This window comes from Ruminococcus sp. RTP21358st1_G6_RTP21358_211008 (assembly GCF_040908885.1).
Lineage (GTDB): Bacteria > Bacillota > Clostridia > Lachnospirales > Lachnospiraceae > Blautia_A > Blautia_A faecis.
Genome location: NZ_JBDGDM010000016.1, coordinates 26213 through 50708, shown reverse-complemented (window position 1 = coordinate 50708; position 24496 = coordinate 26213). Strand labels below are relative to the sequence as shown.

Genomic DNA, 24496 nt, shown 5'->3' with positions numbered 1-24496 from the left:
TCCCTCTTTATGGATAATTTATTATAAAATTTACCTGATATATTTTGAATGGAAAAAACGTATATCTCCTATGTAGATTTTTCATATCCCCCACATTAAAAAGCCCTCCCCAGCGAAAACACATAACCTGTGCCTTTTCGCTGGAGAGGGCTTCTCTTTATGAAAGCAGAATTTTTAAAGCCTTATTGTTTGTCTTATTTAACAGTTTTCTCGTTCAGAGTTTCAATGATTTCATCAAAGTCTTCATCTGTCTGGCTCTTGATGTCATCAATGTAATCTTCCCATGCATCGTCATCATTAATGTCGTTCTCACCTGTGATAAACTGAAGCGCAAGCTCTTTTACTCGTGTCTCGCAGGTTCCGCCATATCCAAGCTCTGCTTTTGCAGAAGACTCTTCGGCAGTCAGATAGGTAACCGGTGCTCTGTCGTATGGAGAAACAGAATCCTCTCCGCCATTGGCGTCAGACTCAACCCAGTATTTTCCTTCATAGTAACCTTTTTCAGCATTCCACCATGGCTCCGGATTAGAAGCAACCTCAAGCATTGCGTTGAAATCAATCGGGTTAAATGGAATACCGGTTCTACAAACACTAGAAGAGGTAAGTCCATACTCAGCGGATTTTGTTGCAGGTGTTGCATCATTCAGAATATCATCTGCAAAGGTCTTAGTTCCATCAGTTTCTGTATAGGTTTCACCTTCAACACCCCAGTTCATAAGGTTTACCATCTCATCAGAATACTGATAGTCGATCATTGCTACTGCATATTCCGGATGCTCGGTTTCTGCACTGATATAAATACCCATATTTGCATTCAGAGATTTGGCAGCCTGTCTGGAACCCCACTTCCAGGCAGTACCATACTCTGTATTCTCCGGAAGATATGCAAGGCCCCATTCCATGTTGTCATCTGTCTTAGCAGCATTCCAGCTTGCTACAGATCCTGACCAAAGTGTCGGGCAAATACCGCCAACATTTGTTGTAGCTTTTGTCTGACCCTGATTGAAGTCTGCTGTTGAAAACTCGGGATCAATATATCCAGCCTCATATAAGCTATTCAGATATTTCAGGCACTCACGGAAATTATCCTCAATCGGTCCGAATACCCATTCCTCACCGTTGTAGTACAGGCAGTCCCATGTGTGGAAAATTCCAACAAATCCACGGTACAGGGTGTAATCTTTTGTGTTGTTGATAATAACATAATCAAGATCAAGTGATCCATCGTCAATCTTTGCCTGCATGTCAGAGCAAAGCTGTGTAAACTCATCCAGTGTGGCAGCCGGCTGCCAGCCGTTTTCTTTGAGAAGATCAAAACGATATGCAAATGCTGTGAAGGACTGTGCTCCCTGGATGTCATCCGGGTTATAGAAGCCGTCCATAAAGTAATACATGGATCCGTCCTCATTCTTTGCGAAATTCTCGCCGCCGTTTGTCTCTTTCATATATTCCGGATAGTAAACCATATAATCGGAATAATCAGCAAGATTTAATAAGGTGCCGTCCTCACCGTACTCATTGACCGCTGATCCCTTTGTTACAGTAGCAATATCCGGAACTGAACCGGACTGAAGTACAACCAGCTCATTTTCCGAATAGTCCTTCGCAGGTGTTCTTGTCCATGTAATGTCAAGCTTGCAACCAAGGTAATTCTCCATAGCCTCCTGCCATTTTTCCTGAACCAGTGTTCCGTCAGAAGACTGCTGATAATCTGCGATGCTTACTTCCAGATGTAAAGTTCCATCCTCAAGCTCCGGAAGCTCAATGCCGTTATCTGCAGCTGTTGCTTTTGGTGCTGAATCCTCTGCCCATACAGCAGTTGTTCCCATGGTTGTGAAAAGTCCTGCAGCCATTGCTACTGACATTCCCATAGCGGTAAGTCTTTTGGTGGTTTCTCTCTTCATAATTTCCTCCATTTTCTTTTTTAGACATTGTTGAATAGTAAACGTGTGTCTTTTATTTATAAGGAAAGCTGTCCCCCAGCTTCCGTATAATCTGAATATCAGCCCTTAACAGCTCCTACCTGTACGCCCTGTGCAAAGTATTTCTGGATGAACGGATATACCAGAAGGATTGGTCCTATGGTTGCGATTACGCAGGCATACTGTACATTCAGACTGTTTAGGTTACCGTTACTGATCATCTGCTGTGCATCACTCATGTTTGCAGTACCAGATGTAAATACAATTTTTCTAAGAAGCATCTGAATCGGCTGTTTTGCAGGATCCTTAATGTAAAGAAGTGCTTCATAGTAGCTGTTCCATGCGCCAACAACGGAAAACAGACCGAAGGTTGCGTACAATGCTTTTGAAAGGGGCACATAAATCTTTGTAAGAATCTGGAACTCACTGGCTCCGTCAATTCGGGCGGCTTCCCTGATTTCCGGGGAAATTCCCTGATAGAACGAACGATAAATGAAAATATTGTAAGCACTTACCGCATTTGGCAAAATCAGTGACCACCAGCTGTCATACAGACCCAGATTCTGGATCAGCAGGTAAGTAGGAACTGTACCACCACTGAAAAACATAGTGATCAGCAGGATAATGGACAATGGTTTTCTCAGTACGAATTCCGGTGCCATCATAACGTAAGCCATAAGGGAATTCAGCACCAGGCTGACGATCATAGTTCCCACGGCGATTACAATCGTGTTCCAGTAAGCTCCCAGGATATTCTCATCCTTGAATAAAGCTTTGTATCCGTCCAAATGAAATTCCTTTGGAAAGAAGGTAACCTGACCGGTTGTGATCATGCGGTTGCTAGACAGTGAAGTGGCAATTACATTCAGGAACGGATACAGAAATATAATCGATACAATGATCATGAATGCAATGAGGAACACGTCAAATGCTCTGCTGCCAATATGTATTTTGTTATTCTGTTTTTTTGCTTTTCCAAATGACATGAATTTTTCCTCCTACCACAAACTGTTTTCCGGGTTGATTTTCCTGGTAATCATGTTTGCTCCAAATACAAGAGCAAAACCAATGACTGAAATAAACAGGTTTACGGCTGTTGCATACGAGAATTTACCTTCCACGATACCTTTCTGGTAAACAAAGGTTCCGATTACTTCCAGCTGACTTCTGTTTGTGTCGTTCTGCATCAGAAGGATCTTGGTATAATCACTGTTCAGCACGTTTCCAAGATTCATGATCAGAAGAATCGTAGTGGTTGGCTTAATAGTCGGCCAGATAATATTTTTGATCTTCTGCCAGCGGTTTGCACCGTCAATATTTGCTACATCATATAAGGTTACGTCTACATTGGATAGTGCAGACAAATACATGATGGAACTCCATCCTACTGTCTGCCATACCTGTGAACCGAGATATAAAGGAAGGAAATACTGGCTTCCATTATTCATGTCCACTCTCGCCATTCCCAAAAAGTCTCTCACATCGTTGAAAAGTCCGGTAGTAGAGCCAAATCCATTTAGCATGGAACAGATAACTACTACAGAAAGGAAATGAGGAATATAAGAAATTGTCTGTACCGCACTTTTGAATACCTTTCCTCTTAACTCATTCAGCAGAATGGCAAAAATAATTGCCGCCGGGAACGTAAATAGCAGATTCAGAACTCCGATTTTCAGTGTGTTCCATATAATCTGTCCACTGTTTACATTTTTAAAAAATTTAATAAAATTTTTCAGCACAGGCTCCAGCCAGTTGCTGCCCCAGACACCTTTTGATGCTTTATAATTCTTAAATGCGATCAGAATTCCGTACATTGGAACATATTTGAAAATGATCAGCATGATCAGCGGTGCCAGTGCCATAATGCAAAGGGCTTTCTGTTTCCATAGCAGTTGCCAGAATGTTTTTTTCTTTGCCGCATATGGAATAGACGTGGTATTTGACCTTTTCGCCATATTTCTCTCTCCTTCCGGTCTTGTTTTTCTGATGTAATTATTGTATTGTATAAATCGCAGTGTTTGAATGGAAGATTCATAATTTTTTCATGTATATTTTACATTTTTTTCAGAGTTTTCCCGCTAAATATGGAATATTCTCAGGTTTGTCCAATAATTTTCCATGACACCCTGTAAAGGATTTATTGTAAAATAGGATTAAGAAAGGACAGGCATTATATATGAAAAAGCACAAAACAATCCTGCTTCCCCTTGGACGGCAGTTTTCTATTATCTTAGTATTATTTATTGTCTGCACGGCAGGCATTACACTATACAACACTCAGGATTACGTTCGGGTACAGACTGACTTTCTTAGCAGCAGTCTGGACTCTTACTCCTCGCAGCTTGCCAAAAATACCCAGGAAGCCTACGATAGCTACGAAAATATATGCTATAGCGCGGCATACAGCTCTGTAGTTCAGGATTTTCTCAGCAGTAAGAACAGGCAGAGTTCCTATGAAGCTTATCAGGAACTGCGAACACAGCTGGAAAATACCTTCCTTCTGAATCCATATATTTCTGATATTGCAGTTTACGGACAGGACGGAACCTTTGCCTCCCTTGGAGGATCTGCATTCAGCTACAAGCCCTTTGCCGATAAGCTTGACGAAACCTCGTTTCCCTACTGCACCGTTGGCACCACCTTAATAAACGGAACCAACTGCCACATCCTTGCCATGCCAATCTGTACCTTAGGTACCGGACAGAGCCAGCGCCTTGGCATCCTTTTTCTGGCCATTGACATTAATCATCTGCTTAGCAACTCTATGACCAATATGAATAGCCAGAAGCTTTATGAACCGGAAATCCTGTTTGCAAATGCACAGCAAGAACTGATTTATGGAACAAAAAGCCTTTACCGTACCGTTCTTAACACCCCCGCGCCTCAGTCTGAAACAGACACCTACGAAGTAAAAGCAAACAGCTCCCCGGTAACCTATATCGCAAAATGCTATTCCTTTCGCAAGCTTGGACTTTCCCTTTATGTACTTGTAGACAAAAGTCAGCTAACCAGCCAGATCCAGACTATTTCCCTGCGTCAGTTTCTCGCTACAGGCGCAATACTTCTGCTGGTTTTCCTCTTTGTAACCTTCCTTTACAAGCCATTTTTGGATTCGCTGAAGCAGCTGATTGATTTTATGAAAAGTATTTCTGCCGGAAACAGAAAAGCAATCAGAAAAGGTGCTCAGATTCATCAGGGCTTAATTGGATCTACTGAAATCAACGATATTTTTAACGCATTTAACGAAATGCTGATCAAAACCGAAGAACTGAATCATACCATTTTTGATTCCTATACCAGAATGTATGAATTGGAAGCCAACAACCGCAAAACAGAAATTGCATTTCTGCGAAGCCAGATTAATCCGCACTTTCTTTACAATACGCTTACCATGATCTGCGGTATGGCTGCAGAAGGCATGACTGATAAGATTATTCTGGTTACAGGTGCACTTTCCCAGATTTTTCGATACAGCATTAAAGGGAACGACATGGTTTCTCTGCGGGAAGAGCTGGAAATCGTAAAATCTTATCTGATGATCCAAAAGGAACGCTTCGCAGATCGCTTCACCATTGAATATAATTTTTCTGATGATGCCTATGACTGCCTGATACCCAAAATGGTCATCCAGCCACTGGTAGAAAATGCAATTGTCCATGGACTGGAAAAAAGTCTGAAACCAGGCTCTATTCTGATCGGTGCCGGACGAAATCCCCGGCACGGTTATCTGGCCATCTGGATTTTTGATACCGGTGTGGGCATGCCTCCGGAAAAATTACAGGAGCTGCGCAATTCCATTGCGGCTTCCGTCCATGATAAAACCGGAGATGCTTCTGCTGATCTGGCAAAAATGGATGCGAAGAATCACGACAGCATCGGAATTCTAAATGTCAATAGCCGTATGGTGCTTTACTATGGAGCTGACTACACTCTTATCATTGACTCCGAGGAAGGTGTAGGAACCAATATTCAGCTGCGGGTTCCTTATCAGACAAGTGATTCTTTGCAAACCTCGTAACAGTTCACCTCTTCACCAGGGCATCTAAAGGAGAATATTTATATGTATCAGGCAATTGTAATTGACGACGAAAAATGGGTTGTAAAAAGTCTGATTGCTACCATTAAAAATCAGGACTATTTTGAAATCACCACAGAATTTTATGACGGCCTTTCCGGTCTTGAATATATCCGTATTCATCAACCGGCCCTTGCATTTGTGGATGTAAGACTTCCTGGCATGGGTGGACTGGAAATTCTGCAGGCAGCTCATGCGGAAGGCTTATCAACTCTTTTCATTATGATAAGTGGACATGCTGAATTTGCGTATGCTCAGAAAGCAATGTTTCACAATGCTATCGGATACTGTTTGAAGCCATTTTCCCGAAGTGAGCTTATGGATTCCATGCAAAAGGCCTATCAGCTTCTTCAGGAGCAGGAGCAAAAAGCAGAAAATCAAGATGCTTCTTTGGAAGAGCAGCCAAACATTTTTCATCCTCAGCATCTTGTTTCTTTCCACAAGTCTGTGCAGATGATGATTGATTATACAGAGAAGCATTATCAGGAAGATATTTCCATACAAAATCTTGCAGAATACTGCAGCATCAATCCTAATTATGCCAGTCAGATTTTTCGGCAGGAAACAGGAGGAACCTTTGTCAGCTATCTGACTAGCCTTCGGATCGAACATGCTGCATGGCTTCTTGCACACAGTGACCAAACCGTATTTGCCATTGCCACTCAGGTTGGCTACAGTGACTATTTTTATTTTGCAAAGGTATTCAAAAAAGTAAAAGGATGTACACCCACCGCTTATCGAAAGGATTCTGAAGAACATGTGTAATCTTATTTCTAAACAGTTATTGGGGATTTCCATTGCAGCCACTTTGATTTTCACAACCACCGGTTGTGGTTCCTCTTCAACTACTACAAAAACCAGCCGTCAGGCGCTTCCTGAATCCATTCAGAATCTGTCCTTTGATGAACATTTAAATATCAGTGTTGGCTACTGGAATATTGAGGAGATGGAAAAAGCAGCCGAACCAGATGCTATGACTCAGTATATTGAAGATTTATTTAATATTACGCTGGAACCGGTAGCTGTAACCTGGTCAAATTACAAAGAGCGTTATCAGATTTTAAGTGCTACCGGAAGCCTTCCTGATGTTTTTGCCACATTAACACTTTCTTCCAACGACAATAATGATTCCGCAACCTTTTCCGATTTTATCAATACCGGTGCCATCCGTGCTCTGCCGGAGGATCTGACAGACTATCCGCGCCTGAATGAGATTTTGGATTCTATATCCTATACCCGATATACAGATGGCAAGTATTATGCCATTCCCCGTGTTTCCTTTCTGGATCCAGTTCTTGGTGCTACAGATGCTGCCATGCTGGTTCGCCGGGACTGGATGGATAGCCTTGGGATTTCCAATCCGGAAAGCTTTCAGGATTTTGCAGACATGACTATTGCTTTTGCCAAAAATGATCCGGATGGAAATGGCATTGATGATACGCTTGGTTACAATGTTAATTCCATAAATGCACTTGGAAAATGGGTGATTCTTGGCATCGCTCCTGAATGCAATGTTTATTCCTGGACGGAAAATAACGGTTTCTATGTTCCATCCTGGTCCACTGATGCATTTAAGCAAGTAGTAAAGGATTATCGCCTGCTGTACGAAGAGGGTGGGCTGGATCCTGATTTTTACACCAAATCTCCCTCCGCTGTTATGGACGACTTCGCAGCAGGACGGCTCGGTGCCCTGGAATATAAATCCTCCCCTTCTTCACTTATGGAATTAAAAAACAGATGGGATGTCTTAAATGACAAGTCCTTTGAGGACTGTGTGGATGTACTCCCTGTTTTTCCCGCACAGGACGGGATTCGATACAGTAATTCCTCCAACAGCTTCTGGTCAGAATCTTATATTTCTTCTGATGTAGACGATACAAAGACAGAGCGCATTCTTGCTCTATTTGAATTTCTTCTTTCTGATGAAGGACAGGATTTCTGTCATTATGGATTAGAGGGAATTGATTATGAAAAGGATAAAGATGGGAATTATTCCTGCCTTCTGGATACAAAAGGAGAAAGTCTTACCACAGCTCTTGCCAGAAAATATCCATCTTCTATTTTGTTTTCCAATATTGCAACCTGGGGCGGAAGCTGGAAAGATTTTGAAGTCAATGATATGAATACGCTCCGTTATGGAAAATTTGCAACTATTCTTGCTTCTGAATCCGCTAATTACTGCAAGGAGCACACTACGCAGGTCAGCCGCCCTTATGCATTTATGAGCTATCCAAAAGAACCAACAGAGGAATTTAGCACCTCCAATGCATTTAAACAATTCATAAGCTGTATTATCGGAAATGACGATGCCGTAGACATGTGGGAAAATGTGTTAACGCAAATGCGCTCTGACGGACTGGACGAATATATTCAAAGGCAAAATGAAAATTTCGCAGAATCACAAAATTAATTTAAAAATCCCCACCTGAAGCTTTGCTTATACAGCAATCATTTCAGTGGGGATTTCGTATGGAAAAAATTAATTAATTTTCAAAACATAGGCACAGTCACAAGGTTTCTTTTCCGGTGCTTTTACATAAAGCCCGTCTTCTTTTCTGTAAAAAGCAAGCTCACCTTCATTTCCCAGCATAGTTACCTTCTTAATCTCGCCATCAAGAATACCGCCCTTACGAAGTGTACGGATACGGAACTCTCCATCCTCTGGCCAGCCAAATGCAATAGCATAAAGAGCATCGCCATGTGTGGTAAAGCGGAAGTCCTGAGCGGTAAGAGTATCACTATGCACGTCAACAGCATCCCCCTTATCAAGCTGCTCCTGGATTTTTTCCACATCATAATTGGCATCATCTACTGTAGTAGGACCTTCTGCTGCCACCTTAAATGGCCTTGTCTCATAAATTGCCTTACCGTTTAAAGCCAGCCAGTCCCCGATCTCTTCCAAAATACGCACTGCATCGGGATGGAAGGAACCGTCTGCATATGGACCTACATTTAGCAAAAGATTTCCATTCTTGGAAACAATATCGCAAAGCTGATGGATAATCCGCTCTGCTGATTTATATTTGGGATTTTGTACCATACACCAGGTAATGTTATCCTCCAGCCGGTCGTCAGACTGCCATGGGAAGTCCTTTGGGGAAGAAAATCTTCCGCACTCAATATCATAAACGCCGATATCCTTAGGATAATCCTCCTGTTTGTATGTAATGATTCCGTCCTTAATTTCTCTGGTGTTGTAATAATATTCGGCTACATCATAGCGATAGTCTTCCTGGATAATGCAGGTACGGCTGTCAAAATACACCTCATCCGGCTCATACTTGTCGATAACCTCCAACACCTTATCCCGCCAGATTTTGCAAAATGCTTCGTCAGGATAGCGATAAGGAATATAGCGATTTGTCTCAAGAGGCAGTGCAGGACCGTAATATTTTTCATTTTCCGGAATATACACATCTGCCTCATTATCCGTTGACATAAACCATCCCCACAACCACTGGTGGTGAAAGGTTGCCACTGTACGAATTCCCTGCTTGCGAAAGGCCTCTGTGCATTCTCCCACAATATCACGGTGAGGACCATAATTCATACTATTAATTGGATTAACTGCGCTGTCCCACATGGAAAAATTATCTGCATGCTCACTAACTGCACCGGCATATTTTGCGCCGGAACGCTTTACAAGAGAAGCCCACTGATCCGGATCAAATTTTTCTCCTTTGAGCATATCATAAAAGTCCTTATAGCCAAAGTCATGAAGACTTCCATAGGTTTTCTCATGATACTGGTTCTGCTCCAAGCCTTTGCAGTACATATTTCTGGAATACCACTCGTTTTGATATGCCGGAACGCTATATGGTCCCCAGTGAAAAAATAATCCAAACTTTGCATCTCGAAACCACTTTGGTGCTTCTCTTTTTACATTGTTCCAATTGACCTCTCTCATGTTTTCCAATACTCCATTCTGCCCGCAGGCGTTTTTTGTTGCACTGCCATGGGCAGGCTGAATTTATTACAATTTTATTGACTTCTTATAGAAAGACAGAAGCGGCAAAAAGGTCACTTCGTCCACTGGTGGCTGTTTAACCGGATCTGCCTGCCATACAAAGGAAAGCTCTGCTTCATCCTCCACTTCTCGTGCCAATTCCAGATAAAGATGATTTTTGTTCTCTCTGTTTCCGCGAATATGAAGGATCTCCACCTCACCCTCACTGTCTGTCAAAGTAAATCCGCTGTCTTTTCCCACTGCTGAGTAAACCAGGAAGCAATTCTTAACATGATCGCAGGTAAGCTTCAGCCAGATTCCGCTTCCCTCCAGCTGGAAGCTCTTTCTTTCCGCTTCGTCTGCTCTTTCAACCTTTACAAGCTCAGGCGGCTGATACTCTTCCTTTCCATTTAACACATGGGCACATTGCTTCGCCAGCTTTTCTCCAAGCGCTACATTAGCCTGTGCTGTATTGTGGATTCCATCGCAAAGGCTTAAATTGGAAGTTGTCAAAACAGAAACTCCCGGTATCTCCTTCGCTGCTCTTGCCTGAGCATCACGCACCATTCCCCAGCACTCGTCATTGATTCCATTGATCTGTCTGTTCAGCTGCATGGTAAAAAACGGGATCTCATATCCCAGTTCTTTTCTGGTTGCTTCCACGTACTCCCTAAAATGCTCCAGATATTTTTCTGCCGGTCCCGGATTGGTGTCTGAGCATCCCTGATACCAGAGCACTCCTGCATATTTTCCCCCGGTCTGATGAATCTTGTCCAACATATTTAAGTACAAATCTCCGTCCTTTGGATTCCATCTTTCCATAGGAGAACCGCCAAGAGAGGTCTGAATCAATCCCACAGGCATTCCCGTCATTTTCCCATAAGTCTTTCCAAACGCAAGATAAGGAGATACTCCCGGCACACCCATCTCTTCATTGGCCAGAGATCCGGCAAAAGTGCTTTCATTCATAGGGTGGCTTGCAATATCCCACTTGTTTCTGTTACGATACAAATGCACATCCATGCTAGGTGGGTCAATGCAAAAATCCCTGCTGTATCCCGCTGAATTAGATTGACCTGCAATAATAAACAGGTTTCCTACTCCCAGATGGAGCACACAATCTCCACGATAGAGCCATGTAAGATCCGGAACAGTGCTCTTTGTTTCCAGGCTGGTGTCAATCCTGTAAGGTCCCCCGGCCGGAATCTCCAGTGTCACCTCAAATTCCCCCTGAAATTTCTCATTACATGTAAAATGATCTGCATTTGTCCAGGGAATCACCGTCATATTGTCATCCTCACGCATAACTCTCACAACCGGAGTAACCCTTTCAACACCCACTTCAATTGCTGCCGGATGAACCTGAAAGTTTCCCTTTAAAGCTACAGATGCCTTACCATTCTCCTGCTGCAAAATTTCCCAATCTGCAGGAGCCTTCGTCAACGTAATTCCATGCATTTTAATTCAACCTCTCTTTCCAGCTACATAATCTATATCAAGCGGATATTCCAGGTCCGCTTCGCTACTTGCTCATAACTGAATAACTGCTTCGCAGTTTATCAGAAGGAGCTTGCTCTTTCGTCTTGTTTTTCATTATAAAGTCTTTTCAATTTCATTGGTATATTCATTTTTCAGACCATTATGTAAATTTTTCAGATAAATGAAACTGCCTGCGCCTCTTACAAGTAGTCAGAAACCAGAATTTTATGGACATAGGACAAGCCCCATGAGCACTGTCCTGACCCTTTATAGGTCAGCTTGTTCATGGGGCTTGCATATAGGAGACGGACTAAACCATCTTAAATACCAATTGTTATTTATTTGTGATCACCGAAGCCACAGCCTTCTTCCATCCGGCATACTTCTGTTCTCGTTTCTTGGCATCCATGTCCGGCTTATAGGAAACCCGGTTCAATTTTCCAAAAATACTTTCATCCCAGACACCAAGCTGTAATCCTGCCGCATAGGCCGGTCCGATAGCGGAAAGCTCCTCGGAATCCGGAACCAGAACTCCGGCATCTGCAATATTGCTCTGGAACTGCATCAGATAGTCGTTTCGGGTCGGACCGCCATCTACGCGAAGCTCCTTCACCGGAACACCAGCATCCTCAGACATAGCCTGTACAACATCTGTAATCTGATAGGCAATACATTCAAGTGCCGCTCTTACAAACTCAGCCTTGCGGGTAGTACGGCTCATGCCTACAACAGAAGCTCTCGCCTCGCTGTCCCAGTAAGGAGCACCAAGGCCGCTGAATGCAGGAACCAGATACAGGCTGTCCTCCTGAATGGCTTCTTTCGCCAGTCTACCGGTTTCTCCAGGAGAAGAAATGATCTGAAGATCATCCTTCAGCCAGGTAATCACAGCGCCTGTATAGTTCAGATTGCCTTCAAGCACATAGTTAACCTTGCCACCGATTTTCCATGCAAGAGAGGTAACAACACCATGGGTGCTGAGGATTGGCTTCTCGCCAATATTCATCATAATAGAAGAACCGGTTCCATAAGTGGACTTGATCATACCAGGCTGCAGGCATCCCTGACCAAAAAGAGAGCCGTGGGAATCTCCAAGTACGCCATGGATCGGGATTTTATGAGGAAGAAGTCCCTCGAAATCCGTCTCGCCGAAGCAGGCATCGGAATCTGTAACCTCTGCCATATTTGCCGGATCAATGCCAAATAATCCGCAGATTTCCTCATCCCATTTCAGGTCAAAAATATTGAAAAGCTGCGTTCTGGAAGCATTGGAATAATCGGTTCTGTATTCTTTGCCCCCTGTCAGCTTGTAAACCAGCCAGCTGTCAATAGTACCATGGCAGATTTCATGACGCTCTGCTGCCTCTTTTGCACCCTCTTCATTTTCCAGAAGCCATGCAATCTTGGAAGCCGGAAAATAAGGGGAAAGATTCATTCCTGTTTTCTGGCGGATCAGCTCTGCTGCGCCAGCCTTTTCCACACGTGCACAGATATCCACGGCACGGGCGCACTGCCATACAACTGCATTTCCGTAAGGCTTACCGGTGACGCGGTTCCATGCAAGAGAAGTTTCACGCTGGTTACTGATTCCCAGCCCAACTACATATTCCTTCTCTACCCCCTCCAGAAGTTCTTTCACAACCTCCAGAACATTGCTGTAAATTTCCTCTGGATCATGGGAAACCCAGCCCTTTTCATTGATGATCTGCCTGTGAGGGCGGTCGGTACGGCGCATAATGCTTCCTGTCTCATCAAAAAGGAGCGCCTTGGTACCCTGGGTACTCTGATCAATACTAATAATATATTTTGCCATGTTTACTATCCTCTTAAAACTTTTATATTCTCTAAAATCAACATCTCTGTACCTTAAGTCTGTTTTGTAACTAAATAATAAGCGTGCCTGACCAGACTGCTCAGAAGCACGCCCAATCGGGCAGCACTTCCAAGCAGCATCCTGGCTCTGCATCCACGCAGTCTGTCAGTCACGCTTAAATTTGTTTCTTATTTGATTTTTATTTCAGAGCTTCAACAGCCTTCTTGGCAATACCCTCAGCATTTAATCCATAGTAATCAAATACTTCCTGAGAGTTACCAGTGATAACCGGAGCATCCGGAAGAGCCATGTTCAGCACTTTTCTCGGGCATTCTGCACCAACAACCTGTGCAACCATGGAGCCAAGTCCGCCAAATGGTGCGTGCTCTTCTACCGTGATCACTGCCTTTGCATTCTTGGCAGCTTTTACAACGCCTTCAGCGTCAAGCGGTTTCACGCAGTACATATCCAGTACAGTTGCGGAAATTCCCTGCTCCTCCAGTAACTTTGCTGCTGCAAATGCCGGACGAACCATCTCGCCGCAGGCAATGATTGCCACGTCTGTTCCCTCTTTCAGAACAGTTGCCTTGTCCATTTCAAATGGGCAGTTATCTTCTGTATAAATATCCTCGACCGGATTTCTTCCAACACGGATGTAAGATGGTTTCTCATCCTTCAACAGAGCCTCGATCAGATGCTTTGTCTGATGACGGTCACTTGGAAGGTAAACTCTCATATTCGGGATTGCGGACATAGCTGCGATATCCTGTGCAGAATGATGGCTCATTCCAAGTGCGCCGTAGCTGATGCCGCCGCTGATACCGATAAGAGTAACATTTGTATTGGAGTATGCCACATCAACCTTGGCCTGCTCGTAGCTTCTTGTGGATAAGAAGCAGGCTGGTGAGCATGCAAATGGTTTCTTTCCACATTTTGCAAGACCTGCGGAAATACTTACCAGATTCTGCTCTGCAATACCGGTCTCAATAAACTGATCCGGGAAATTATCTGCAAATGGTGTCATGGAAGCGGATCCTCTGGAATCGCTGCAAAGCACCATAATATCTTTGTCTTCTTTTGCTTTATCCATCAAAACTTCACAGATGGCCTGTCTATTTGGAATCTTATTCATGAAGAGCGGCCTCCTTTCTTGCTGCAAAATCCGCGATGATCTGATCATATTCTTCCTGTGTTGGAACCTTGTGATGCCAGTTTGCCTTGTTTTCCATTACGGAAGAGCCACAGCCTTTTACAGTGTTGGCAATTACAGCGGTTGGTTTGCCTTTTACAGTTTTTGCTTCTTCAAAAGCAGCATTTAACTGGTCAATATCGTTTCCGTCTTTTACATCGATCACATGCCATCCGAAAGAACGGATACGCTCATGGAGATCATCATGTCCCATAACGTCCTCTGTATTTCCGGAAATCTGAAGACGGTTACGGTCGATTACTGCGCAAAGGTTGTCCAGCTTGTACTGATGTCCTGCCATGAAGCCCTCCCATACGGAACCCTCTGCCAGCTCACCATCACCCATTACGGTGTAAACACGGTAATCTCTGTTATCTTTTTTGCCTGCAAGAGCCATGCCTACGCATACCGGAAGTCCATGTCCCAGAGAACCGGAGTTCATCTCGATTCCAGGAAGCTTATTATTCGGGTGTCCGATATATTTGGACCCAAATTTTGAAAAATGTGCCTTAATATCTTCCAGATCCAGAAAGCCCTTTGCTGCAAGTACAGCGTAATAAGCCTCTACAGAGTGACCTTTGCTGAGTACAAAACGGTCACGGTCCGGATCATCCATGTTTTCCGGAGAAATGTTCATCTGGCAGAAATACAGGCTCATCAGAGTATCGATCACACTCATGTCGCCGCCGATATGTCCACCCTTTCCGGCAACGATAATATCTACAGTATCTTTTCTCAAGTCAAAAGATTTTGCCTTTAAATTTTCCATTCTCATTCACCTCTTAAATATGCTTTCACATCTTCTTCAATAGGATCATATAAATCAGGAGTGATTCCCATGTATTTGCATGCCTCGTAAAGTACCGGAACTACGTCTTTATGGATACCTACACAGTGATGGATGTATGGTCCTTCTACAATCTTGGCTTCCAGACGTTTGATGTTTTCAACCTCAACCCAGAGATAAGTTCCCATACCTTTCGGTCCGTCAACGCCTTTTGCTTTTCCAAGGAGCATGGAGTATTCTCCGTTATCACCGTCGAAACGTGCCAGTGTCACTTCACCATGCTTTGCTTCTGCTGTAATGCTTCCCGGATGACTGAATGCCAGCGGATAAGTAAGCTTCGGTGTCTCTCTTGCAACAGAGATCGGCCATGGTCCGCAGTGCTGAAGGAGCTCGCCGTTTTCAATGTCAGGATGGCGGATGGTCCAGTCTGCAAAGAAGCTTCTTGTGTCATCAAGTGCTGCTGCCTCAACAAGAAGAGCGGTAATTGCACCGTGAATATCTGTCTCACATACAACCGGAATTCCCTCTTCATTGAGAAGTGCATTTGCTGCACATGGCATGATTCCGATCTCGCTCTGCAGCTGGTTCCAGCACTGGATTGCAGCTGCCTGGCAGCCGTATTTCTTAATAAGATTTCCCATAGCAACCTTAAGAGCTGCTACATTCTCAAGCTCGTTGTCTTTTACACAGATTTCCATGTTCTGGCGGCAGTATTCCACAACCTTTGCAACCTCTGTTCCCTCTGCTTTTGCTTTCTTCATCTCATCTGTCAGCTCTGGCATTGGGATTGGTGTCAGCTGGATGTTGAATTTCTCAAGGAGCTCACCTTCGTTGCACATGGTGGACCAGAACTCGTATGGTCTTGTGGAAATCTGAAGGATTCTCATGTTGCGGAAGGTTTTTACTACATTACAGACAGCCATGAAATCACGAAGTCCACGCTCGAATACCGGATCATTCAGTCTGCAGTTTGTCATGTATGTAAATGGAACGCGGAATCTTCTGAGAACTTTACCTGTTGCAAAAAGTCCGCACTGTGTATCACGAAGACGGACACCATTCTCGTCTGGTCTCTCATCAAGAGGTCCCCACAGGAGAACCGGTACATTTAACTCTTTTGCAAGTCTTGCACATTCAAACTCAGTTCCGAAGTTGCAGTGCGGAAGGAAAAGTCCGTCGATTTTCTCTTTTTTGAATTTCTCTGCAATCTTGATGCGACCTGCCTCGTCATAAAGAAGACCCTCGTCATTTACATCTGTGATGTCTACAAAATCGATTCCTAATTCTTTTAATCTGTCTGCAGTAAGTCCACGATACTTAACTGCATCCGGTGCACTGAAAATACTTCGTCTGGTTGGCGCGTAGCCGATTTTGATCTTTGCCATTCTGGTATTCCTCCTTGTTTACATTTATTATTCTCTTTTGGTTTTTCTTAGCTATAAAATCTTTTTCTTTATTACTTACCCAGATATTCTGTTTGCTTTTCTTTATAGCTCTAGTATAGGTCTCTTTCAGCTTTATTCCAATAAAAAATAAAGTGTTTTTGACTTTATTTTCGCTTTATTTTTCGCAAATATATTGTTTATTTTTCAATTAAGAAGTACAATATATACAACAGAAAAAACTTCTGCCAAAGAAATATGAACAGTTTCCACAGAAAACCAACTTTCTGCCCTAAACAGCAGATACTTTACTAAATACCACTCCGGGAGGTGCCGCAAATGTCCATTACTGCTAAAGAACTGGCCAGAAAACTGAATCTTTCACAGACTGCCGTCTCCATGGCGCTGAATAATAAGCCCGGAGTCAGCACTGAAACCCGCCGGCTGGTGGTAGAAGCTGCGGAAAAATACGGCTACGACTTTACCAAACTTTCTCTAAAGAAAAATAAAGCCGGAAGCATTTACGCGGTAAGCTATCGTTCCCATAATGCCATCATGTCCTATTCTCCTATTTTTGATGCTATGGTGGAGGGTATGGAATCCGTAGTGCAAAAAGATAATTATAAACTGAAAGTAATCACATTTTATGAAAAGCGGGATAATCTGGAGCATTATCTGGGGGATTTAAGAACTACTGACTGCGTTGGAATTATTTTGTTTGGTACTGAAATGCGGGAAGAAATGGTCCGGCCTTTCCTGAAGCTTCCTTTTCCGGTGGTGATCCTAGACGCCTATTTTGAAAACCTTAACTGTAATTATGTTGTTCCCAATAACCGTCAGGGAGCTTATCTGGCTACCGATTATCTGATCAGCCGGAGAATGAAGCAGCCTGGATACCTGCAGTCTGCTTATCCTCTCCGCAACTTTTCAGAGCGCCTGGAGGGATTTTATCATGCTGTCCATGATAACGGAATGTCCCGTTCCCGCTGTATTATCCACCAGCTTTCTCCAACCATTGATGGAGCAATGGCAGATATGCTTGCAATTATTGACAGGGGAGATACTCTGGCAGACTGTTATTTTGCGGACAATGACCTGATTGCAATCGGAACCATCAAGGCCTTGCGTCTCAGAGGCTACAAGGTGCCGGAGCAGGTGGCAATTGTAGGCTTCGACAATATCTCTGAGGGACGCATTATCGACCCCTCCCTTACCAGTATCAGCATCCCTCGTCATTATATGGGACAGGTTGCCGCCAGAGAGCTTCTCTCTCAAATAAACGAACCCCGGCAGCATACCTGTAAAATTGAAGTTTCGGCAAATCTGGTGAAACGATTTTCAGTTTGACGTAAAAAAGGTATCGCAACCTTTCATTTCCGGTTGTGATACCTTTTTTATTACTTATTGCAGAAATATTTGATACTAAAATTCCTGTTTTTTCACTGTATTTATGATATATTTATCCACTTCGAAATTGTTTTCGAAAATACCGTCTTTTATTGTGAAATTATCACAAATTTGCTTTTCAATTGTAATATCCGTGCATTTTTTCATCTGAAAAAACCGGATTTTCTGCGCTCTTTTCGCCCAAAACAAATCACGATGCATACAGATCATGCAGCCTTATATTTTACCCAATTACACTGGTAAAATCTTTACGTTTATGGTATACTTATTTCATTATCTGCAGATAGCAATGTCAGAAATATAGTAACCTGACATCTTCTACCTTACACTAATAACCGGAGGGATATTTATATGGATGAAAAAATCATGAAATTTTTAAGGAAAAACAATATCCATATCAGTAATATCAAATATCTGCTCAGGCAGGAGAATAAGACCTGTATTTATTTGACCGATGGGCGAGTTGTGAAAACTTTTATCACAGTCAAAGATTTATATGAAATTCTTATACCTTATGATTATATTTCCATAAATAAGGGCACCGTGGTTTCCAGAGGACAGATTGATCATATTGAGAACTGCACCTATCATATGAAGGATGGCGTACGTCTGGAAGGACGTAAGCGTGGCGCGGCCACTCATAAATTTCTGAACAAATCTTTGCATCAGGATCCTGCCAAGACTTTATCTCCAAATATTCGTACGCGTTTTTCTGTATTAGATGATATGCCCATTGCTTTTTGTGTAATCGAACTGATTTTTAATAAAAACGGAACTGGAATTGACTTCGTTTTCCGCTATTGCAATAAAGAAATGCTTCTTCTGGAAGGCATGGATACTTTGGAAATACTTGACCAGTCTTTTTATCAGGCATTTCCCAACGGAGATAAGAAGCTCCTTGCCGCATATACAGATGTTGCCTTGAATGGCGGAAGCTGTCGTCTCAAGACTTACAGTGCCAGGATTCATCGTGAACTTATTATCAAATGTTTCCAACCGTTAGAAAACTTCTGCGCATGTATATTGATTCCTGCCTATGAAATAGAGAAATAAACATTTTCCAGATTTCCATATATACATGATATGAGAGTCAAAAGGTCTTTTGCCACTCATATCCTTATATTTATTGATAAAATATTGGGAGGGAATCGACTATGCAAAATCCATTTCCTGACGAAAGATATTCTGTGGCGGATGAAGCCATCCTGGGTGCTTTTTTTAAACTTCTAAAGAAAAAAACTCCTGATCAGATCACAGTATCCGATATCACTAAGACAGCCGGTATCGCGAGAAGCACTTTTTATAATCATTATCAGGACATTCCCTCTCTTGTATCCGCTGTTGAAGAAAAGACGATCCAGGATGTTTTTTCTATAATGGAAAAATTTCATCCTGAAAATGACCGGGATATCTGTCAGTCCTATTTTCTGACTATTTGCCGCTATACAATGGAAAATCCTTTCCTGTCCAGTCTTCTGAGCACACCCCATGGGAATGATCTTTTTGAAAAAATGCTGACTATGCTTCATCACTATGTCACCACTACTACCTCCAGTGCCAGACCCGGCAGACACACAAAAGAGGAAATATCTTATGTGATCACCTGTGCGATCGGCAGCACGATCGGTGTTCTTCACAAATGGACCCGGGATCATTTTGATCTTGCACCAGAAGTCATTGCAGAGATTCTGACTCAGGTTTTCCTGACTGGCATGCTGCCTCTTTTATCCTAACGTGTTTGAAAAAGCATTCCCGCAAAATGAGGCGTGCAGATTGCGGGAACACTCTTTCAAACAAGCATAAGAAAAACCCGTCTAAGCAATTCACTCAGACGGGTTTTTCTTATGCCTGTGGCTCATCAATCAGGACATCCTGTCTCCTGATTTTCTTTGTTGTACTGCGTATAAACGGATTTTTTCGGATCACCAGACCTGTAATACGACGGTAGGTCGGCTGATTTTTATTGTATTCATCCAGAAATGCCTGAAGCTGTAAACGAATCATCTCAGTATCCAGTGCCTTTGCCTCCACAACTGCCTGTTCCGGATAGATGCGTGCTGTCAGACCATTCTCTTCACCTGTCACAATCACTTCCGCAACAAGCGGGTTCAGCGCAAGCTTGTTCTCAAGTTCTTCCGGTGATACATTTTCCCCATTGGAGAGAATGATCAGATTTTTCACACGACCATTAATAAAGAGGTATCCATCTTCATCCATATAGCCCTTGTCGCCTGTATGCAGCCAGCCATCCTTCAGTGTTTCCGCTGTCTCATCCGGCATCTGATAGTACCCTTTCATAACACTTGTACCCTTTACCAGAATCTCCCCGTTTTCAAACTTTATCTCCACATTCTCAAGTGGTCTTCCGATAGAACCCGGCTTATGATTTTCCGGTGTATTATTACTGATAACAGGAGAACATTCCGACATACCATATCCTTCCAGTATCTGAATGCCATATTCTGCAAAACGGTCAATATAGTACGGATCCAGATGTGCCCCGCCGGTAAAAATCGTCTGCAGTTTTCCGCCGAATACTTTTTCTGCAAGAACCGCCTTCGGGATTTTCGGATCAGCAGCCGCCAGTCTCTTATAAATTGTCTCAATCATCATCGGAACCATGAGCATGATATCTGGTTTAAAAATGCTCATATTTCTGACCATATGAAGCAGAGAGTCATTGATACAGATAGTTGTCCCCTGAGAAAATCCTTTCAGCCAGTCCATAACAAGGCAGAATGCATGATGGATTGGAAGTACACTGAGCATGGCAGTTCCAGGCTCTGCTGAAATCTTAACTGCCTCAACGTTGGATGCCAGATTATTCTGTGTCAGCATAACCCCTTTGCTCTTTCCTGTGGTTCCGGAAGTAAAGATAATAGTCGCAATAGCTTCTGCATCCGGACAGGAAGCATCTTCTGCTGCGCTCTTTCCCATGTCTCTCAGCTCATTGATACTGTACACGCCTGAAGGCAGATCCTCCACCTCTTCCTGGAGCATCCATACTTTCTGAAGCTTGGGACAGTTTGCAAGAAATGCTTCCAGATATGGTCTGTGTTTCGGACTTAAGAAGAGTGCTTCGGAATCGGAGCGATTTATCAGGTCGATCAGTTCTTCACACGGGAGTGCAGCATCCAGCGGCACCGCTGTCGCGCATCCTGTAATAATCCCCAGATAGCTTTCGATCCATTCTACAGAACTGGTTCCGATTAATGCAATATGTTTTCCCTCAAACCCTTCTGCAAGAAGTCCTTTTCTGGTAGAAATCACATTTTTCATCATTTCGCTGTAGCTTTTCTCCAGAACTTCTTTTCGATTAAGCCATTTTACTGCTTTGACTTCGCCAAATTTCTGTACACTTTCTTCTAATATATTCCTGATCAGCATATTTTTCCTCCTTCACTGTTCAGTGAACTGACACTCTGTTAAGTCTTACTGTTCACTCCGGGAACAGTAACATTAAGTCCTACTGAAGCTCCTCAAGAAGCTTGAGTGCCTCCTCAAGAGTTGTAATTTTTGTCACTTCGTTTTCATCCAGTTCAATATCAAAGGTATCCTCAAGCTCACCCAGGAAAGACATAAAATCCAAGGACGTAAATCCCAGATCCTCGCGAAATCTCATCTCACCTGTCATCTCCTCCGGTTTCACTTTACTGTACTGCGCCACAATATTTTTAAATTCCATTTCCTGACTCATTCCATTTCCTCCTGATTTTTGATTTCTATAAAAACAATGCCGACAAGTTCTCTTTAACCACTCTTAACCTTTCAGGCTTTGTGGGACCTGTTACTCTTTATACCTGTTCCATAATCTCTCCAATGCTCATATCCGGCTCTGCAATCCCTTTAAAAAGAATACGCATCATATAATAATACAACAATTCCATGTCATGCTCCTCCAGATGCGCAGTCTGATAATGATAGGAGAAGTTCATTCCCCCATCCTCGGTGTGAGATACGGTCAGATACATTTTCTTGGTTGCAGCACCGTTTGCAAACCATTTGGCATGCTGGCGAATAGTTCCAAGCATTTCATTCTCCACCTTCACCGGCATTGGCTGATAGGTCAGATAGCAGCTTTCATAACTGGTATGCTCCGGTGTATGATATCTTTTTCTCATCTCATCCACAATAAATGCCGGATCATAATTGCTGTGCATATAAATTCGATTCTGCATATTCTGGATTTCATAAGCTGCCGAAAGAAAATCTGTCTCTGGTGAGATCACTGTTCTGCATGGAAACATAATGGTTCGGCTTCCTCCGGAAGTCCATTCGTCATGGGTAGAACGTCTGGATATAAAATTCTGGATTGTAATATCCTCCTGTCCATTATTTACTTTTGACAAATAAGTACGAATACCAAGCAGAAGCAGATTTGTCATAGAGAGCTGATGATTCATACAGAAATCCATCAGATTCTGTGTCGCATACGGTTCCAGATGATAATCCTTTACTGCAACAAACAGCTCGTTCATCTCAATGTCAGAAGCACGAAGCTTCGGATTTCCATGACGCTTTCTTGCTTCCTCCAATACAGATGGGCCCTGAATATCAGAATATAACGGCTCACCCAGTGCATCCAGCTGGTCATCCCAGAATTTTTTATCTTTTGCAAAACGCTTTTCATTGCCCGCCTTTGCCAGGTCTTTTTTCAGAACCGTTTCAAAATCTACCAGTTCCTGAGGGCAGGCGGTTCCATATCTGTAATGCGTATATAATTGGAACAGATCTTCGATCATAACTACAAGTCCACAGGAATCGATCAGTCTGTGATCCATATGTAAAAAGAAACCATTGTATCCTTCTGGAAGCTTCAGCATGGTAAATTCACACATGGGAATATTATTTCCGTCAAATGTTTCATATGCCCACTGCTGCATCAGCTCATCTGCCTTTGCCAGACTTTCCATTCCTGACAGATCCTTCAGCTCAATATCACGCGGGTCCTGTTTTTCGATATACTGTTTTACATTTCCCTCTTTATCCGGCTTTGTAAAACGGACTCTGGTACAACCGGAACGCTCTGTTTCCATCTGAATACATTTTTTTAATAATCCAAAATCCAGTTCTGCCTGTACAGAAGCCACAACGCTTACGCCAGATACCTGCTGTGTACCATAATCCAGAATCCAGTTGTGATGCATTTTCTGAGCTGCCGTCAAAGGATAATAATTTCTCATATAATAGATAACCTCCATTGTCCCGATTTTCCTCTTTATCCGGGACAGAAAACATTGTATGTATGCTTCAGGTGAAAAAATATCATACCTTCTCAGGAAATACCAGTACCCTGAAGACTTAATGAACACTTTATAAAAAATTGACCGAGACTTATCATACATTTAACATAACAGTTCAAATGTGTATTTCCTGCTATGTACTATGTCTGATAAATCCCGGTCAGGATTTTTTCCGTTTAATCGTATTTTTCAAAAAATTCCATCATCTTATGCTGATACAGTTCCGGATCTGCATAGGCACTGCACAGATGCCGAGCTCCCGGTATGATCACCAGTTCCTTCTCTGCCCTGCAGAGCATATAGTTCTGAAAAGAGTTATTGGGATATACATAGGTGTCCTTCTCTCCATGGAAAAAGAGAACCGGTCTTTTATTTTTTTTCATGGCTTCTGTAGTATCTGCATCTTTCATATGAAATCCAGCCACAAGAGAACAGAACCAGTCCAGTTCCATCAGAAGCAACGGAATATGATGCAGGTGAAACCAGTTAGCTGCCATATCACGCATCTGCCTTTCCATAGACTGAAAACCGCAGTCCGCAATCAGGCCTTTCACCTCCGGTGGAAGTGTATGTCCTGATGCCATCAGCACAGAAGCTGCACCCATGGACTGTCCGTACAGGTAAATCGGAAGCTTCTCTTTGTTTCGTTCAGCCATATATACTGCCCATTGCTGCACATCCCATTGTTCCTTTGCTCCAAAAGTAATATATTTTCCCTCGCTGTCACCGCAGCAGCGATGCTCTATAAACAGGACATCACACTGATGCTCATGCAGATATTTCGCCATAAACGACAACGTGCCAAACCGGCTGCCACGATATCCATGACTTAATATGACGATCCGTTTCGCAGCTTCAACAGGAAGATATAATGCATGTAGTTTTAATCCGTCAATACTTTTGATATAACAGTCCTGCATTTTCTGTTCAAAGCACCATGCCTTACTCTCATTATATTCTCTGGCATAACCGTTCTGTGGATGATTTTCCCTGATATGAGACAGTTCAAACCATTTCTTTCTTTCCTTTTTCTGCTCTCCTCTTTTGCAGCGGACCACCATGTTAAAAAAGCGCCATCCCATCTCCAGTGATCCCAGAAAAACAGCCGCCAGTATTGCGAACGGCTTGATAAATTTTTTCTTCGTCATGATTTCCTCCACAGTTCACATTTTGAATAAGAATCCTGCCCGTAAAACTTCAGTTATATCAGATAGCTTTAAGGTCTTTCACCATAGACTCAGGTGGCAGATAAGGTA

Annotated in this window: 19 protein-coding genes; 6 read left to right on the top strand and 13 right to left on the bottom strand. The window is 42.9% G+C overall.

Annotated features, from left to right (window positions below):
• Positions 1–194: 194 nt before the first annotated feature.
• From AB5Z12_RS08495 to AB5Z12_RS08485, 3 genes are all read right to left on the bottom strand, one after another.
• Positions 195–1904, bottom strand: a complete 1710-nt coding sequence (locus AB5Z12_RS08495; RefSeq protein WP_368368610.1) for a hypothetical protein — start codon at positions 1902–1904, stop codon at positions 195–197.
• Positions 1905–2002: 98 nt separating this feature from the next.
• Positions 2003–2908 (bottom strand): carbohydrate ABC transporter permease, encoded by a 906-nt coding sequence (locus AB5Z12_RS08490; RefSeq protein WP_186900756.1) that lies wholly within the window; start codon positions 2906–2908, stop codon positions 2003–2005.
• A 12-nt stretch (positions 2909–2920) separates the two neighbouring features.
• Positions 2921–3877, bottom strand: a complete 957-nt coding sequence (locus tag AB5Z12_RS08485) for a sugar ABC transporter permease (protein ID WP_117849490.1) — start codon at positions 3875–3877, stop codon at positions 2921–2923.
• A gap of 221 nt (positions 3878–4098) precedes the next feature.
• On the opposite strand from AB5Z12_RS08485, the gene AB5Z12_RS08480 reads away from it, so the two are divergent.
• The 3 genes from AB5Z12_RS08480 to AB5Z12_RS08470 are packed head-to-tail and all read left to right on the top strand — an operon-like array spanning position 4099 to position 8407.
• Positions 4099–5940 (top strand): sensor histidine kinase, encoded by a 1842-nt coding sequence (locus tag AB5Z12_RS08480; protein WP_368368609.1) that lies wholly within the window; start codon positions 4099–4101, stop codon positions 5938–5940.
• Between the two features lie 42 nt (positions 5941–5982).
• Positions 5983–6762 carry a helix-turn-helix domain-containing protein gene (locus AB5Z12_RS08475; protein WP_368368608.1) on the top strand — a complete coding sequence of 260 codons (780 nt, stop codon included), beginning with the start codon at positions 5983–5985 and terminating at the stop codon, positions 6760–6762.
• Positions 6755–8407, top strand: coding sequence for a hypothetical protein (locus tag AB5Z12_RS08470; protein ID WP_368368607.1), 1653 nt, complete (start codon positions 6755–6757; stop codon positions 8405–8407). Before AB5Z12_RS08475 ends, AB5Z12_RS08470 begins: the two co-directional genes overlap by 8 nt.
• 69 nt (positions 8408–8476) lie before the next feature.
• Here the strand turns inward: AB5Z12_RS08470 and AB5Z12_RS08465 are convergent, their stop codons facing one another.
• The 6 genes from AB5Z12_RS08465 to AB5Z12_RS08440 all read right to left on the bottom strand — a co-directional run bounded on the left by AB5Z12_RS08465 (position 8477) and on the right by AB5Z12_RS08440 (position 16593).
• A complete protein-coding gene (locus AB5Z12_RS08465; RefSeq protein WP_368368606.1) occupies positions 8477–9904 on the bottom strand; it encodes an alpha-L-fucosidase in 1428 nt (475 codons plus the stop codon).
• Between the two features lie 66 nt (positions 9905–9970).
• A complete protein-coding gene (locus tag AB5Z12_RS08460) occupies positions 9971–11401 on the bottom strand; it encodes a sialate O-acetylesterase (protein WP_148461456.1) in 1431 nt (476 codons plus the stop codon).
• A 355-nt stretch (positions 11402–11756) separates the two neighbouring features.
• Entirely contained in the window at positions 11757–13232 is a 1476-nt protein-coding gene (locus AB5Z12_RS08455; protein WP_368368605.1) for a glycerol kinase, read from the bottom strand.
• Between the two features lie 199 nt (positions 13233–13431).
• Complete coding sequence (locus AB5Z12_RS08450) at positions 13432–14364, bottom strand: transketolase family protein (RefSeq protein WP_294429870.1); 933 nt, start codon at positions 14362–14364, stop codon at positions 13432–13434.
• Positions 14357–15196 carry a transketolase gene (locus tag AB5Z12_RS08445; RefSeq protein WP_368072516.1) on the bottom strand — a complete coding sequence of 280 codons (840 nt, stop codon included), beginning with the start codon at positions 15194–15196 and terminating at the stop codon, positions 14357–14359. The genes AB5Z12_RS08450 and AB5Z12_RS08445 overlap by 8 nt, the downstream gene beginning before the upstream one ends.
• A complete protein-coding gene (locus AB5Z12_RS08440; protein WP_118577679.1) occupies positions 15193–16593 on the bottom strand; it encodes an L-fucose/L-arabinose isomerase family protein in 1401 nt (466 codons plus the stop codon). The genes AB5Z12_RS08445 and AB5Z12_RS08440 overlap by 4 nt, the downstream gene beginning before the upstream one ends.
• A 336-nt stretch (positions 16594–16929) precedes the next feature.
• Here AB5Z12_RS08440 and AB5Z12_RS08435 point away from each other — a divergent pair, with 336 nt between their 5' ends.
• The 3 genes from AB5Z12_RS08435 to AB5Z12_RS08425 all read left to right on the top strand — a co-directional run bounded on the left by AB5Z12_RS08435 (position 16930) and on the right by AB5Z12_RS08425 (position 19730).
• A complete protein-coding gene (locus AB5Z12_RS08435) occupies positions 16930–17937 on the top strand; it encodes a LacI family DNA-binding transcriptional regulator (RefSeq protein ID WP_118577680.1) in 1008 nt (335 codons plus the stop codon).
• 411 nt (positions 17938–18348) lie between these two features.
• Entirely contained in the window at positions 18349–19050 is a 702-nt protein-coding gene (locus AB5Z12_RS08430; protein WP_148461451.1) for a hypothetical protein, read from the top strand.
• 101 nt (positions 19051–19151) lie between these two features.
• Positions 19152–19730 carry a TetR/AcrR family transcriptional regulator gene (locus tag AB5Z12_RS08425; RefSeq protein ID WP_368356851.1) on the top strand — a complete coding sequence of 193 codons (579 nt, stop codon included), beginning with the start codon at positions 19152–19154 and terminating at the stop codon, positions 19728–19730.
• Positions 19731–19839: 109 nt separating this feature from the next.
• Here the strand turns inward: AB5Z12_RS08425 and AB5Z12_RS08420 are convergent, their stop codons facing one another.
• The 4 genes from AB5Z12_RS08420 to AB5Z12_RS08405 form a co-directional block, all read right to left on the bottom strand.
• The gene (locus tag AB5Z12_RS08420) at positions 19840–21384 is read right to left on the bottom strand and encodes an AMP-binding protein (RefSeq protein ID WP_368356852.1); all 1545 of its coding nucleotides are present in this window, start codon (positions 21382–21384) and stop codon (positions 19840–19842) included.
• 79 nt (positions 21385–21463) lie between these two features.
• Entirely contained in the window at positions 21464–21694 is a 231-nt protein-coding gene (locus AB5Z12_RS08415; RefSeq protein WP_173770817.1) for an acyl carrier protein, read from the bottom strand.
• A gap of 97 nt (positions 21695–21791) precedes the next feature.
• Entirely contained in the window at positions 21792–23180 is a 1389-nt protein-coding gene (locus tag AB5Z12_RS08410; RefSeq protein ID WP_173734822.1) for a condensation domain-containing protein, read from the bottom strand.
• A 236-nt stretch (positions 23181–23416) separates the two neighbouring features.
• Positions 23417–24388, bottom strand: coding sequence for an alpha/beta hydrolase (locus tag AB5Z12_RS08405; RefSeq protein ID WP_173772998.1), 972 nt, complete (start codon positions 24386–24388; stop codon positions 23417–23419).
• Positions 24389–24496 lie beyond the last annotated feature (108 nt).